Source organism: Streptomyces sp. AK08-02 (genome assembly GCF_033795085.1).
GTDB classification, from domain to species: domain Bacteria; phylum Actinomycetota; class Actinomycetes; order Streptomycetales; family Streptomycetaceae; genus Streptomyces; species Streptomyces echiniscabiei.
Genome location: NZ_JARAZV010000019.1, coordinates 99,959 through 114,481, shown reverse-complemented (window position 1 = coordinate 114,481; position 14,523 = coordinate 99,959). Strand labels below are relative to the sequence as shown.

Genomic DNA, 14,523 nt, shown 5'->3' with positions numbered 1-14,523 from the left:
AGGGCGCCGACCAGGGCGCGGACCGGGTCACCGATCCGCCGGCCCCATGGCCGACGACCGGGACGGAGCGCCCGCGCCCGTTTTCGCCCTGTCGCGCACCCGGTGTACGAGGTCGGCGGCGGCCTCCGGCCATTCGGCGTGGTCGAAGGTGAAGCCCGCGTCGAGCAGGCGGCCGGGGACGACCCGGCGGCTCTTGAGCAGGAGTTCGGTGTCCGAGCGGAGCGCGAACGCGCCCAGTTCGGCCATCCACCGCGTCGCGGGCAGGCCCACCGGAACGCCCCACGCGGCGCGCAGCGCACGCATGAACTCGCGCTGCGGGAGGGGGTGGGGAGCGGCGAGGTTGACGGGTCCGGCGAGGTCGTCCCGGCCGGCCAGGAACTCGACGGCGCGTACGAAGTCGTGGTCGTGGATCCAGGACACGTACTGCGCGCCGCCCGCGACCGGGCCGCCGAGGCCGAGCCGGGCCAGCCGCAGCAGGACGTCGAAAACGCCGCCGCGATCCGGGCTCATCACCATGGCGGTCCGCAGGGCGACCTTGCGCGTGGCAGGAGTCGTGGCCTGTTCCTGGGCCGCCTCCCAGGCCTTGGCGATCTCGACGCTGTAGGCCCAGTAGTCCGGTACGCCGGGCTCGGTGCCGCCGATGACGCCGGTCGCCTCGTCGTTGGGGGCGTCGAAGCGGTGGGCGTAGACCGTGGCGGTGCTCATCTGGAGCCAGAGCCGGGGAGGCCGCGCGGCACCCGCGACGGCCTCGCCGACGACCCGGGCGGAGTCCACGCGCGAGTCCATCATGGCCCGCAGGTTGGCCGGGGTGTAGCGGCAGCTGACGCTGCGGCCGGCCAGGTTGATCACGACGTCGCTGCCGTCGACCGCCTCCGTCCAGGCGCCCAGGGTCTCGCCGTCCCAGCCGATCTCACGGGCGCGTGTCGGCCGCCTCGTCAGGACGGTGACCTCGTGACCGGCGGCGGTGAGCGCACGGTTCAGGACCGTACCCACCTGGCCGGTTCCTCCGGGTATGACGATCTTCACGGTTTCCCCCACGGCTCGGAACTGGTGCCGCAAGCGTATCGCAATTATTTGAACGCGTTCAAAATCTACCTGTGACGAACTGTGTGTTGGATCTGAGTAGGTCGGCCCGGGTACCCCGCGGAGTGGTTGCTCGGTAACTTGCGTACCTGCCAGTGATGTTCGAGCCCCGGAAGGGAGGATGAGGGCCGCGATGACCGCCGGGCGGGGTTCACGCGCGTTACGGGCCACGGTGTTCGCGGCTGTCTGTGTGCTGCTCGCCGCCCTCGGGCACGTGCTGATTTCCGGCTCCTCCGTCGACCGGTGGACGCTGGCCGCCGGGGCAGTGGTCACGGCCGGCGCGGGCTGGTGCCTGACCGGCCGCGAACGCGGACTCCCGCTGGTCGTCGCCGTGGTGGTCGTCGCCCAGGGTGCGCTCCACTCGGTGTTCTCGATCGCCCAGGACCTGGTCACGGGCCCCGTCGGTACGACGACGGACTCCATGGACATGGCGCACACCGGCACCGGCTCCCTCCCCGGCACCACCGGCATGGGCATGCGCATGAATATGGGCGAGGGCGCGGGCCACCCGGCCCACGGCGGCCACGGCACGGACCTCCTGTCCTCCTCGTACGGCATGCTCGCCGCCCACACGCTCGCCGCACTGCTGTGCGGTCTGTGGCTGGCCTACGGGGAGCGCGCCGCGTTCCGCATCGTGCGGGCGGTGGCCGGCCGGCTGGCCGTGCCGCTGCGGATGGTGCTCACGCCGTCCGGGACACCTGACTGGCTCCGTCTGCGCCCCCGCCCGCGGCGCAACCGCTCGGACCGGGCGCCACGCCTGCTTCCGCTGGTCCACACGATCATTTCCCGGGGCCCGCCGACCGGAATCGCTGTCGTCTGAGACAGCTGGTTCCCCGGTCCGTTCCAGGTGGCGCCGACGTCATTCCGTCGGCCCGCGCGGGCGCTCCGGGCCCCGGCCGTACCCACCCTCAGGGGACGGCCGTCCTCCCTTGCCGGTAGCCGGCGGCTCGCGTTCACGTCTCGCGCACGCGTCGCCGATGCCCTTGGACCGCCCTCGCGCCGTGCTGCCGCGCAGGGCCTTCGAGGGCCGCCCTGCCGGATTCCGGATGATCCGAGAAGGACACCAGGTGATCACTCCCGCACCGCCCGCCCCGACCCTCGCGGGCTCCTCGACCCTGCCGGTGGACGAGTCGACAACCGCCTGGGCGCTCGCCGCTCGTGGTGGCGACCCGGTCGCCGTCGAACGCTTCGTCGGCGCCCTGCATCGCGATGTGGTGCGGTACGTCGCCCACCTCTCCGCCGATCCGCAGGCCGCCGACGACCTCGCCCAGGACACGTTCCTGCGGGCGCTCGGCAGTCTGCACCGGTTCGAGGGGCGGTCCTCGGCCCGCTCCTGGCTGATGGCCATCGCGCGGCGAGCGGTGATCGACAGCTTCCGCCATGCCGCCGCCCGGCCCCGGCTGTACGACACGGAGGACTGGCGCCTGACCGTCGAACTGGCCCAGCCGCGCGGGCTGCCCGGCTTCGAGGACGGGGTCGCGCTCCTCGACCTGCTGGCCGCGCTGCCCGACGAGCGGCGCGAGGCGTTCGTCCTCACACAGCTGATGGGGCTGCCCTACGCGGAGGTCGCCGAGGTCAGCGACTGCCCCGTCGGGACGGTGCGTTCACGCGTGGCCCGGGCCCGCGCGACCCTCGTCGAGCTGCTCGCCCAGGCCGAGAACGGAGCTGCGCCGACGGCCGTGTCCGAGGTCGCGGACGGGATGCCGTCGGCGGTTCTGGCCGCCTGACGGGAGGGGCGTGCCGGTCGGAGGTCACGGCGTTGCCCGGTCCGCCTCCTCGGGCAGCAGAGCGCACATCGTCTCGCGCTCCTCGGGGCCGATCATCGCCAGCCCCGAGGAGACGGTGTCGGCCAGTGCCGGCGAGGCCGCCGTGAACAGACGGCGGCCCTTCTCGGTGAGGGCCACCTCGACGCCCCGCTTGTCGCCGCACACCGCGCGCCGGGTGACCAGCCCGGCGTGCGAGAGGCAGGCGATCTGGTAGGTGAGGCGGGTCTTGGGGCGGCCGAGCAGTTCCGCGATCCGGGTCATCCGCAGCCCGCCGTCGGGCCGTTCCGCCAACAGGCACAGCACCAGGAACTCGTCGTGGGAGACCCCGAGCGTGTCCTTGAGGACGGGGCCGAGCCGTTGCTCGATCGCGCCGGTCGCGGCCAGCAGGACCATCCAGCCCCGTAGCTCGGCCGGGAGCAGTCCGCCCTCCTGGGCGGAGGGACAGGCGGGCGGATCGGCGGGGAGTTCGGAAGGGGCGGCCATGCTGCCGATTCTACCGGTAGTCCAATTTTGCACGAGGGGTTGTTCAGATTTGGATAACGGGCTACGTTGACATCATCACCCCGTCGTCCAAATTTGGATGACCACCGTTCAAGCCCCTGTTCCCGTAGGAGACAAGCTCATGACCGTTGCCGTCGAAACCGGCCTCTGGCAGCTCGACCGGACGGCCTCCACTGTCGCCATCGCCCACAAGACGATGTGGAACCTGGTCACGGTGAAGGGCACGTTCGCCATCACCGGCGGCGGTGGCGAGGTCCTCCCCGACGGCTCCGCCACGGGCACCGTGACCCTGGACGCCGCGTCCCTGAACACCAAGCACGCCAAACGGGACAAGCACCTGCACGGGGCCGACTTCTTCGACGTCGAGAACCACCCCGAGATCACCTTCGCGGTGCGCGGCGCCGAACTCCGCGACGGCGACTCCGTCCACGTCACCGGCCAGCTGACCGTGCGCGGCATCAGCCGCCCCACGAGCGTCACCGCACGCCTCACCCACACCGGCGGCGACGCGCTCACCCTGGACGCGGAGTTCAGCGTCGACCGGGACCAGTTCGGCCTGGGCTGGAACCAGCTGGGCATGATCCGTGGCCGTACGACGGTCACGACCAGCCTCCGCTTCACCCGCGCCAAGGCCTGAGGCTCAGGCCTCGGGGCTCAAGCCCCGGGGCTCTACGGCCGCTCGCCCGGCAACCGGACGTCCATGCTCGACAACGTGTCCGGCGACGCGGTGAACACACGCAGCCGGATACGGGTCCCCGGGCGCCCGGGCACGTGGAACACCGGCCCGGGCGGCCGGAGCCGGTAGACGGCGCTCGCGCGCGCGGACAGCGTGGCCGGTCCCTGAACCACCTTCCACCACCGGCTCATGCCCTGGCCGGTGGTGAACGTGAAGTGGGGCGCCAGCGCGCTGCCGTCCGTGTTCGTGACCCGGACCGTCAGCTCCGACACGGAGCCCGGACCGACCGTGAGCACCCTGGTCACCCGCATCCGCAGCGGCGGCGATCCCGTGACCGCCACGGCCGCGCTCGCCAGCGCCGGTACGAGGAGCAGCGAGGCCGCCGCGATCAGCGCCGGCCGCCTGCGCGGGCCCGACAGAAAGCGCGGCCGGGGCTGCCACGCCCCGGCGAACGACGCGGCCGGCGTGGTCACCGCTGCCGCCAGCCACAGCGGGGTCATCAGCAGGTAGTAGCCGTCCTGCGAACGCGTCGCAAGGAAGAAGGCGCACCACGGCAACACCGTCGCCGCCGGCCCCAGCCGTCGCACGAACAGGACGAGCAGCGCCAGCAGGGCCCCGGTCAACAGCATGCTGGCGAGGCTGTACCAGGCCAGCCGGCCGCTGCCGCCGGTGTAGTACAGCGCGATGCCCACCAGCCCCTGCCCGTGGATCGTCGCGTTCTGCGTCAACGGCAGCGCGACCCCGGCCGCCCAGGTGCGCGGCTCGCTCACGGCGAAGTACGTGTTGATCAGCAGCCACACGGTGACCGCCGTCCCGGCGATCCGCAGCACCACCCCGGCGGCCGGCCGGGCGCCCAGTTCGCCCCGGCGCACGGCGTAGATCCCGGCCAGCAGGAACGGCACGAGGAACCACGGCAGTTGCTGCGCGGCACAGGCCGCGCCCAGACAGGCGCCCCGCGCCAGACCGCCCCACCCCAGCCGCCCGCCCGCGCCGATCCTCGGCCAGTGCACCACCACCGGGATGAGCAGTACCAGCCCGATGATGGCCGGGTAACCGAGCCGCGCGTAACTCGGCAGGAACCCGAAACCCAGGCACGCCATGGTCGCCGCCGACCGCCACGGCACCGGCAGCAGCCGCCACAGCGCCACCGCGCCGACGAGCAGCGTCCCCGTCGTCACCGCGGTCGCCGCGAGTGCGCCGTGCCCGAGCCACAGGAACGGCGCGGTCAGCAGCGGGGCCAGGGGCGGGTAGCCGTACGTGAGGTCGTAGCCGCCGTTCATGGTCGGCGTCAGGGCCACGTCGGGGTTGTGCTGGAAGAGCCACGGCCAGGGCTGCCCGTACAACGGGTGCCCGGCGACGAGTTCGCGGGCGGCCTGCGCCGTGAGGACGCCCTCGTCGCCGCCGGCGTGGTTCAGGGCGAACGTGCACAGGGTCAGTGTCACCGCGGTGACCAGGACACACAGATCGAGGCGGGCGAGCGAACGCGTCCGGCGTACGGTCAGCGCCAGCACACCGCTGACCAGGATCGACAGATAGCAGAGCGAGATGACGGCGGCGACGACCAGCCGGTGACTGGCGGCCTGCGTCCAGACCGCACGCGTACCGATGAACAGACTGACGGTCGCGAGCAGCGTCAGCACACGGTGCCACTGCGCGGGCGCGTCGGACTCCGGGGGGCGGGATCGCGGGGGACCGGTCTTCGCCGTGACGTCCGGCGCCGTTTCTGCCAAGTGCACGACATCGGAACGTAATCGTGCCCGGTGTGCCGCGCGCGGGTGGAGGTGAAGGGTCCGGTGTGAGGCCGGTAAGAGTGTCCGGCAGTAGCTTTTTGCGATGATTCGGGTGGCCTCGGGTCGTTCGGTCAGTACACGTCGCGCACGTAGCGCTTCGCCGCCGTCAGCTGCTTCACGTACGCACCCGCCTCCTCCTCGCTCAGACCGCCGTGCGCCACCGCGACGTCCCGCAGCGCCCGGTCCACGTCCTTCGCCATGCGTGAGGCGTCGCCGCAGACGTAGAAGTGGGCGCCCTCCTGGAGCCAGTGCCACAGCTCGGGCCCGTGCTCGCGCATCCGGTCCTGGACGTAGACCTTGTTGCGCTGGTCGCGGGAGAACGCGGTGTCCAGGCGGGTCAGCGTGCCCTCCGTCACCAGACCGGCCAGCTCGTCCTCGTAGTAGAAGTCGGTGGCACGGTGCTGCTCGCCGAAGAACAGCCAGTTCGGCGCCGTGTGCCCGAGCGCCCGCCGTTCCTGGAGGAACCCCACGAACGGCGCCACCCCGGTCCCCGGCCCGACCATCACCATCGGCGTCGAGGCGTCCGCGGGGGGCCTGAAGTGCGGCGCGCGCTGGACGAAGACGGGGACCGCCGTGTCCGGCCCGGCGTCGGCCAGGAAGGGCGAGCAGACTCCGCCGCGCGGCCGGCCGTGCAGGTTCTCGTACCGCACCACGGACACCGTCAGCGACACCCGCGCCGGGTCGACGAGCGGGCTCGACGATATGGAGTACAGACGGGGCTGCAGCCGGCGCAGCACCTTCACCCACTCCTGCGCGGACGCCCGCACCCCGTACTCGGCGACCACGTCGACGGCTTGGCGTCCCCAGGACCAGCGGGCCAGGCCGTCCTTGTTGTCGGATCGCATCAGCTTTTTCAACTCACGGTTGTCCCGGGCCCGTTCGGAGACGAAGCGCAGCAGGTCGGGGGTGATCCGGGTGATGTCGAGCTGCCGATGCAACGCCTCGGAGAGCGAGAACGCGCCGACTCCCTCGACCTCCACGCCGGTTGACGCGTCCAGGCCGGTCACGGCGAGCCATTCCTCCACCAGGGCAGTGGAGTTGACGGGCCGTACCCCGAGCGCGTCACCCGCTTCGTACGTCAGTGCCGTACCGCTGGTGTCGAAGGTGAACCGGCGCACCTCCTTGGTCGCGCCGGGCAGGCTGAGCAGCCGGTTGCCGACGAGCCGGGCGGGGGAGGGGGCGGGCTTGGCGGGCCGGACGGCGGGAGCGGGACCGGGGGCGGAAGCGGGGGAGGAGGGTTGGGGGGCCGCACCGGCCGGCTGCTGCTTCTGCCCGCCGGCCGAGCCCTTCCCGTCAGTCGCGTCCTGCGCGTCCTTCGTGCCGAGCACGTCGATCACCTGGTCGAGCCACGCGTCCGCCGACGGCTCGAAGTCGGGCTCGCAGTCGGTGCGCGGGGTGATCCGCACCGCCCCCAACTCGTCGAGCCGCGCGTCCAGTCGGCGCCCGTGCCCGCAGAAGTCGTCGTACGAGGAGTCGCCCAGCGCGAGGACGGCGTACCGCACGCCGTCCAGCCGCGGTGCCTGCTCCCCGGAGAGCGTGTCCCAGAAGCCGGAGCCGTTGTCCGGGGCGTCGCCGTCGCCGAAGGTGCTGGTGATGAAGAGGAGATCGGCACTGCGCGCGAGGGCGCTCACATCGGCCTCGTCCATACCGACGAGCCTCGCCCGGTGCCCGCCGGCGTTCAGCCGCTCGGCGGTCGCGCCGGCGAGTTCCTCGGCGTTGCCCGTCTGCGAGGCCCACAGCACGACGACCTCGCGCCCGTCGACCTGGACCCCGACACCGACCCGTTCCCGCGGCGGAGCCTCCACGGTCCTGGAGTACATCCCGGCGAGCATCCCGTTCACCCAGTCGGCGTGCTCGGCGCCGAACGGAGCGGAGGCGGGCAGCACGGGAATCCCCGCGGCACCGGTGGGCAGCCCGGCGAGGAAACCCGAGAGGTACTGACGCTCCTGCGCGCTGAGGACGGGCGGGGGAGCGGGAGTGAACGCGAACTCCGGTACGGACAGTGGGACTTGAGGGCGCACGGGCTCGGGCGTCGCAGGGGGTTCCAGCTGGGCCTCGGGCCGGTGCACCTTCACCAGGGACACCGCGCACATCTTGAACTCCGGCTGCAGGGACAGCGGATCGACCGCGTCGCTCGTCACCGCGTTGATGCTGAGGTACTCCCCGAAGAGGTCGTTCCAGTGGAAGGGCGCGAAGACGCAACCCCTGCGCACCCGGTCCGTGACAACGGCCGGCAGCACGGCCCGCCCGCGCCGCGAGGCGACCTCGACCGAGTCGCCGTCCACGACCCCCAACTCCCGGGCGTCCTCGGGGTGGACCTCCACGAACGGCCCGGAGTTCAGCTTGTTGAGCTTGGCGACCTTCCCCGTCTTCGTCAGCGTGTGCCACTGGTGCTGCACGCGTCCGGTGTTGAGGACGAACGGGAAGTCGTCGTCGGGCAGTTCGGCGGCGGGCAGCTGCGGCCGGGCGTAGAAGACGCCACGCCCACTGGCCGTGGCGAACCGCGGCCCCCCGCCTTCACCCTCGCCCGCCTTCTCGACGTACCGGATGGGATTGCGCGCGGGCCCGTCCACCGAGGCGGCCGGCCACTGCACGGGAGTCTCCCGCAGCCGCTCGTAGGTGACCCCGCGAAGGTCCCACCCGGTCTTCGGGTTCCACGCCCGCTTGAGCTCCTCGAAGACGTCCTCCGCACTCTCGTACGCGAACCCGTCGAACCCCATCGCGCGGGCGACTTCCGCGATGATCCGCCAGTCGGCCATGGCGTCGCCGGGCGGGTCGACGGCGGCCCGGGCGAGGGTGAGGTTGCGCTCGCTGTTGACGAGGACGCCCTCCGCCTCGGTCCACATCGCGCCGGGCAGGACGATGTCGGCGTACGCGTTGGTCTCGGTCTCGGCGAAGACGTCCTGGGTGACGACGAACTCGGCGGCCTCCAGGCCCTCGATGACCGTACGGCGGTTGGCGACCGAGGCGACCGGGTTGGTGCAGATGATCCAGCAGGCCTTTATCCGGCCCTCGGCCATCCGCCGGAACATCTCGATCGTGCCGTGGCCGGCGCCGTCCTTGCGGAGCGTGCCGGCCGGCAGCTCCCACAGGTCCTCGACGAACGCCCGCTCCTCGTCCACCAGCACGGACCGCTGGCCGGGAAGCCCCGGCCCCATGTACCCCATCTCCCGGCCGCCCATCGCGTTGGGCTGCCCGGTCAGGGAGAAGGGCCCGCTGCCGGGGCGGCAGATCGCGCCGGTGGCGAGATGCAGGTTGACCAGCGCGTTCGTGTTCCAGGTGCCGTGCGTGGACTGGTTGAGCCCCATGGTCCAGCAGCTCATCCACTCACCGGCGTCCCCGATGATCCGCGCCGCCGCCCGGATGTCGTCCTCGGGGATCCCGGTGATCGCGGAGACGGCGTCCGGTGCGTAGTCCGCGAGGAAGGCCGGCATCTCCTCCCAGCCCTCGGTGTGGGCGGCGATGAACTCCTGGTCGGTGTACCCGTCGGCGTGCAGCAGATGGAGGAGACCGTTGAGGAACGCCAGATCGGTCCCGGGTTTGATCTGCAGGAACAGTTCGGCCTTGGCGGCGGTGGCGGTACGCCGGGGGTCGACGACGATGAGCTTCGCCCCCGCCTTGACCCGCTCCATCATCCGCAGATACAGGATCGGATGGCAGTCGGCCATGTTCGACCCGATGACGAGGAAGGCGTCGGCGTGGTCGAAGTCGTCGTACGAGCCGGGCGGCCCGTCGGCTCCCAGCGACAGCTTGTAGCCGGTGCCCGCGCTGGCCATGCACAGCCGGGAGTTGGACTCGATCTGGTTCGTGCCCACGAACCCCTTGGCAAGCTTGTTCGCCAGGTACTGGGCCTCAAGGCCCATCTGCCCGGAGACATAGAAAGCGACGGCGTCCGGACCGTGCTCGTCGACGATGGCCCGCAGCCGCCGAGCGGTCTCCGCGATCGCGTCCGCGACGGGCGCCGGCACCAGTTCCTCGCCCCGGTCGTCGAAGCCGTCCCTGACCAGCGCGGTGGTCAGCCGGCCGGGCGCACTGAGCATGTCGGCGGTGGTCGCGCCCTTGGTGCACAGCCGCCCCGCGTTCGCTGGGTGCGCCTTGTCCCCGGACGCCTTGAAGACCGTACGCCGCCCGTCGGGTCCGAGCCCGATGTCCAGCACGATTCCGCAGCCCACCCCGCAGTACGAGCACACCGTTCGCACCTGCGTGGTCGTGGGGGTAGTGGTCACGTGCTGCCTTTCTCCGTCTTCCGTCGTTCTTCATGCCGGGCCCGCTGCTCGTGAGCGTACGAATTGCCCGTTACGTCGATGTCACGTGATCCGATCATGAGCGGTTACGCCCGCTGCACAGCCAGAGTGTCAGTGCTGTGAGGTACGGATAGGTGTTCGGATTTTTCTCACACAGGGGGTCGCTGAGCGTGTCGTATTGGGCCGATCGGGTGACCATGAGTAAGAATTGGCTGATGCAGACAGTCAGTGCGAGCCAGGGCGGAGTGGGTCGATGAACCACCACGATGTCACCGACGAACAGTGGGAGGGGCTCGCCCAGGTAGTACCGCTGAGAGGCCGGGACGCCTGGCCGTCCGCGGTGGGCCACCGGGCGATGCCCGAGGCGCAGACCGAGGCCAGGCGGCGTTTCGTCGTCCTGCGCGTCAATGTCTTCGCGGACGCGCGAGAGGTCGCCGAGACGCTGATGGCGGGCATACCGGTGCTCCTCGATCTGACGGGCGCCGAGGCGGACACCGCCAAGCGGGTCCTCGATTTCAGCACGGGCGTCGTCTTCGGCCTGGCGAGCGGGATGCACCGGGTCGACCGGAACGTGTTCCTTCTCACCCCGCCCGGGACCGAGGTCGGCGGACTCATGGGAGGAGCGGGCATCCCGGGGCACTGAGACCGGCAGTGCGGCGAGATCCGTCCCCCGTTCGTAGGAAGGTGCGGCGGACAAAACGGTTCGCCTCACAGGCGGAGGCCTACGGTCCGGATATGACCCTCCCGCTGGACTTACCGCCCTCCCCTGCCATCGAGGAACAGCGGGCGGCTCCTCCCGACCGGCCGAGCGTCACCGAACTGAGGCTGGCCGCCTACGCGGGGCACCGGCAGGCCAGGTTCCCGCTCGGGCGGCTCACCCTCCTCGCCGGTCCGAGCGGCGGCGGCAAGTCGACAGCGCTCAGGGCGTACGAGTCGCTGGCCCGGCTCGGCTCCGGCGCCGCAGTCGGGGAGGCGTTCCGGGACCCGGCCGCCTGCGTACCGGAACGCGCCCGCCCCGACGCCCAGAGCCGACGCGGCTTCCGTATCGGCTGTACGGCGGACGGTCCCGAGGGTCCCGTACGGCTCGACGTCGCCGTCCAGGCCGAGCCCGAACTGCGCATCGTGGGCGAGCGGTTGAGCGCCGGCGGAGTGGTCCTGCTGGAGACGGCACTGCGCGATCCCGGCCGGCGCACCGTCCAGGCCGCCTGGCACACCGCCGGTTCGGCCTCGGTCACCCGCGCCCCGATGCCGGACGACCGGCTCGGCACGGCCCTGCTGCCGCTGCGGGTGGCCGGGAAGACGGACGGACAGCGCCAGGTCATCGCCGCCGCCGAGCAGATGGTCGTCGCCCTGCGCTCCGTCTTCGCCTGTGATCCCCGGCCCGACCAGATGCGCGCGGCGGTCCCCGTGGACAGCGGGCGGCTCCTGCCGGGCTGCGGCAACCTGGCCGAGGTCCTGCGGCGCACCCGGTCCGAATGCACCATCCGGCACGGCCTGTTGGTCGCCGCCGTCCGCGACGGCTGCGCGGGCCCGGTCAGCGACGTACGCGCCGACGAGGTCGCCGACGGCCGCGTCCGGGCCGTGCTCGACCGGGGCGACGGACTGCTCACCCGCTTCGGCAGGCTGGGCGACGGCGAGTTGAGGTACACGGGTCTGGCGCTGGTCCTGCTGACCGGCCCCGGCGTACTGGCCGTCGACCGGCCCGGCGAGGTGCCCGACGCCCTCCAGACGCTCACGGTCCTGGCCGACGGTTTCGACCGGGCCCTCGACGTCCGGCAGCGTGAGCAACTCCTGCGCCTGGCCGCCCGGATGTGCGACCGCGGACATATCCGCCTCCTCGGTGCGGTGAGCGACGCGTCCTGGGCGGAGGGGGTGCCGGGGGTGACGGTGGTACACCTGAAGCCGTGACAGACCAGGAACACACCGAGGCCCCCCACCAGTTGGACGTGGCGAAACTCCAGCGCAGGCTGGCCGACTTCGCGGCGGCACGGAACTGGCAGCCGTTCCACACCCCGAAGAACCTCGCCGTCGCGCTCAGCGTGGAGGCGTCCGAACTGGTCGAGATCTTCCAGTGGTTGACGCCCGAGGAGTCGGCGCGGGTGATGGACGACCCGGACACCGCCCACCGGGTGACCGACGAGGTCGCCGACGTGCTCGCGTATCTGCTCCAACTGTGCGAGGTGCTCGGGATCGACGCGCTGGCCGCCCTCGACGCGAAGATCGACCGCAACGAGCAGAGGTTCCCCAAAGCGGAATAGTTACGCTCCGGAGTCGGATTGCGATCCGTTCCCCTTTTGTTGTCCGCAGATTTCCGCCTTCCTCTGGCTTTTCGCCCCACAGCACTTCACTCTGGGTAGTGGACAGTGTGGCTTGGGCGGACGTGCGGACAGCGCGTCGGAACAGACGGGGGCAGCGCATGGACGCGGTGCAGCTCATTCTGACGAGCAGACATGCCCTCGCGATCAGCGAAGGCGTGTCCCGGACCCTGGCGGAGGTGTGGCAGGCGCAGGCCCTCGCGCAGGCGATAGGCAGCCGCCTCGCAGTCACCGGACCACCCGAACTGCGGGGCGAGGCACTGGGGTTGACCGAACTGGCGGGCCGAGGCTGCGGTGTACTGGACGAACCGCGGCTTGCCGTCGGCGCCTTACGCGCGGCCCAGCTCACCGAGCTGGGTGACGCCCGCCAGGCCCTCGTCTGCCTCGGCAACCTCCTCGGCGAGGCCGGCATAGCCCTGGTCGGTATCGCCAGCGCGGCGGCCGACGAGACGACGTACTGGCAGTGCATGGAGTCGATCGACGCGGCGGACGAGTCCCGCGACCGGGTCCTGGAGATGCTCCGCAAACTGGCGGCCAGGGAGGCGGCGGGCGGAGCGGAACGGGTCGCGGGCTAGCGATTCACCGGCGGTCATCAGCGGAAATCAGCTGTCATCGGGTGCGCGGCCGATGGACGCGGGCCGAGCCTTGAGGCTCGGCCCCGGTGATCTCGGCGACCTCAGCCCGCCTCAGTCTCCTCGACGGACGACGACGACACCCCCGCCGACTGGAAATCCTCGTCGAGCGCCGACAGATCCGCGTTCAGTGCGGCCATCAGCTCCTCCATCTGCTGCAGCAGCCCCTTCGGCTGTGTGGGCCCCGCCTGCTGCGGCACGACTTCTTCGGACAATGGACGGCCTCCTCGGCCCCTGGCCCCCGAAGGGGCCGACGCGGGTGCGCCCCGGAGCGAGCGGGCCGGCAATCGAACTCGCCGGCCGGTCGGTGCCGGCGCGGGCGCCGGTCGGGCCGGCACCGACCGAGCCAACGATCATCGCTGTGGGGGGTCACTGGCACAGCCCCGCACCTCACACGCGGTTGACGCTTTTTCACCCGACTGGGGAGGCGTGGGGCAGGGGACACCGGTGGGGTTGACCGGTGTTCGACCGTGCAGGATGGGGGCCATGGATCTTCGTATCTTCACCGAACCCCAGCAAGGCGCCACCTACGACACCCTGCTCACCGTGGCGAAGGCCACCGAGGACCTCGGCTTCGACGCGTTCTTCCGCTCGGACCACTACCTCCGCATGGGCGACGGGGACGGCCTGCCCGGCCCCACCGACGCCTGGATAACCCTCGCCGGACTCGCCCGCGAGACCAAGCGCATACGCCTCGGCACCCTGATGACGGCCGCCACCTTCCGGCTCCCCGGCGTCCTCGCCATCCAGGTCGCGCAGGTCGACCAGATGTCCGGCGGACGGGTCGAACTCGGCCTGGGCGCGGGCTGGTTCGAGGAGGAGCACAAGGCGTACGGCATCCCGTTCCCGCAGGAGAAGTTCGCCCGCCTCGAAGAGCAGCTGGCGATCGTGACCGGCCTGTGGGGGACCAAGGCCGGCGAAACGTTCAGCCACCACGGCACGCACTACGACCTCACCGACTCCCCGGCCCTCCCCAAGCCCGTGCAGGCCAGGATCCCCGTGCTCATCGGCGGCCACGGCGCGGTCCGTACCCCGCGGCTGACCGCGCGGTACGCCGACGAGTTCAACCTGCCCTTCGGGTCGGTCGAGGACGCGGAGCGCCAGTTCGGCCGGGTGCGTGCGGCGGCCGAGGAGGCGGGCCGCAAGGACGACGAACTGACGTACTCGAACGCGCTCGTGGTCTGCGTCGGCAGGGACGACCAGGAAGTGGCCCGTCGCGCCGCCTCGATCGGCCGCGAGGTCGACGAACTGAAGGCCAACGGACTGGCGGGATCCCCGGCCGAGGTCGTGGAGAAGATCGGCCGGTACGCGGAGGTCGGCTCCCGGCGGATGTACCTCCAGATCCTCGACCTCGACGACCTGGACCACCTGGAACTGATCTCCTCGCAGGTTCAGTCCCAGCTGTCGTAACCCGGCACATGGTCGGTGTGCGGCCGGTGTGTGTCCTGTGCGTACGCCGTCGAGACCTGCCCTTCCGGTCGCGAACGGGGTACGACGCACAGGACACGGGTCACCG

General features: G+C 71.5%; 13 protein-coding genes. 8 read left to right on the top strand and 5 right to left on the bottom strand.

Features of this window, described 5'->3' with window-relative positions; all coding sequences use genetic code 11:
- Positions 1 to 27 precede the first annotated feature (27 nt).
- Complete coding sequence (locus tag PV734_RS35240; RefSeq protein WP_319293506.1) at positions 28 to 1,026, bottom strand: TIGR01777 family oxidoreductase; 999 nt, start codon at positions 1,024 to 1,026, stop codon at positions 28 to 30.
- Positions 1,027 to 1,216: 190 nt separating this feature from the next.
- On the opposite strand from PV734_RS35240, the gene PV734_RS35235 reads away from it, so the two are divergent.
- Together PV734_RS35235 and PV734_RS35230 are read left to right on the top strand one after the other, a co-directional pair.
- Positions 1,217 to 1,903, top strand: a complete 687-nt coding sequence (locus PV734_RS35235; RefSeq protein ID WP_319293504.1) for a hypothetical protein — start codon at positions 1,217 to 1,219, stop codon at positions 1,901 to 1,903.
- A gap of 247 nt (positions 1,904 to 2,150) precedes the next feature.
- Entirely contained in the window at positions 2,151 to 2,810 is a 660-nt protein-coding gene (locus PV734_RS35230; RefSeq protein WP_319293502.1) for a sigma-70 family RNA polymerase sigma factor, read from the top strand.
- Between the two features lie 24 nt (positions 2,811 to 2,834).
- On the opposite strand, the gene PV734_RS35225 is transcribed toward PV734_RS35230, so the two are convergent.
- Complete coding sequence (locus PV734_RS35225; RefSeq protein ID WP_319096082.1) at positions 2,835 to 3,332, bottom strand: MarR family winged helix-turn-helix transcriptional regulator; 498 nt, start codon at positions 3,330 to 3,332, stop codon at positions 2,835 to 2,837.
- Positions 3,333 to 3,471: 139 nt separating this feature from the next.
- Here PV734_RS35225 and PV734_RS35220 point away from each other — a divergent pair, with 139 nt between their 5' ends.
- Positions 3,472 to 3,987 (top strand): YceI family protein, encoded by a 516-nt coding sequence (locus PV734_RS35220; protein WP_319293499.1) that lies wholly within the window; start codon positions 3,472 to 3,474, stop codon positions 3,985 to 3,987.
- 32 nt (positions 3,988 to 4,019) lie between these two features.
- Here PV734_RS35220 and PV734_RS35215 read toward each other — a convergent pair whose 3' ends face one another.
- The gene (locus PV734_RS35215) at positions 4,020 to 5,762 is read right to left on the bottom strand and encodes a hypothetical protein (protein ID WP_415924314.1); all 1,743 of its coding nucleotides are present in this window, start codon (positions 5,760 to 5,762) and stop codon (positions 4,020 to 4,022) included.
- A gap of 125 nt (positions 5,763 to 5,887) precedes the next feature.
- Positions 5,888 to 10,042, bottom strand: coding sequence for a bifunctional nitrate reductase/sulfite reductase flavoprotein subunit alpha (locus PV734_RS35210; RefSeq protein WP_319293497.1), 4,155 nt, complete (start codon positions 10,040 to 10,042; stop codon positions 5,888 to 5,890).
- A 271-nt stretch (positions 10,043 to 10,313) separates the two neighbouring features.
- Here PV734_RS35210 and PV734_RS35205 point away from each other — a divergent pair, with 271 nt between their 5' ends.
- From PV734_RS35205 to PV734_RS35190, 4 genes are all read left to right on the top strand, one after another.
- Positions 10,314 to 10,703: a cell division protein SepF gene (locus PV734_RS35205; protein ID WP_319096085.1), complete on the top strand. Its 390-nt coding sequence runs from the start codon at positions 10,314 to 10,316 to the stop codon at positions 10,701 to 10,703.
- Between the two features lie 92 nt (positions 10,704 to 10,795).
- On the top strand, positions 10,796 to 11,968 hold the full coding sequence (locus tag PV734_RS35200) for an ATP-binding protein (protein ID WP_319096086.1): 1,173 nt from the start codon (positions 10,796 to 10,798) through the stop codon (positions 11,966 to 11,968).
- Positions 11,965 to 12,318, top strand: a complete 354-nt coding sequence (locus PV734_RS35195; protein WP_319096087.1) for a nucleotide pyrophosphohydrolase — start codon at positions 11,965 to 11,967, stop codon at positions 12,316 to 12,318. The genes PV734_RS35200 and PV734_RS35195 overlap by 4 nt, the downstream gene beginning before the upstream one ends.
- A gap of 158 nt (positions 12,319 to 12,476) precedes the next feature.
- Complete coding sequence (locus tag PV734_RS35190) at positions 12,477 to 12,950, top strand: DUF6099 family protein (protein ID WP_319096088.1); 474 nt, start codon at positions 12,477 to 12,479, stop codon at positions 12,948 to 12,950.
- Positions 12,951 to 13,051: 101 nt separating this feature from the next.
- Here PV734_RS35190 and PV734_RS35185 read toward each other — a convergent pair whose 3' ends face one another.
- Positions 13,052 to 13,222 (bottom strand): hypothetical protein, encoded by a 171-nt coding sequence (locus tag PV734_RS35185; protein ID WP_319293496.1) that lies wholly within the window; start codon positions 13,220 to 13,222, stop codon positions 13,052 to 13,054.
- Between the two features lie 271 nt (positions 13,223 to 13,493).
- Here PV734_RS35185 and PV734_RS35180 point away from each other — a divergent pair, with 271 nt between their 5' ends.
- A complete protein-coding gene (locus tag PV734_RS35180) occupies positions 13,494 to 14,417 on the top strand; it encodes an LLM class F420-dependent oxidoreductase (protein ID WP_319096090.1) in 924 nt (307 codons plus the stop codon).
- Positions 14,418 to 14,523 lie beyond the last annotated feature (106 nt).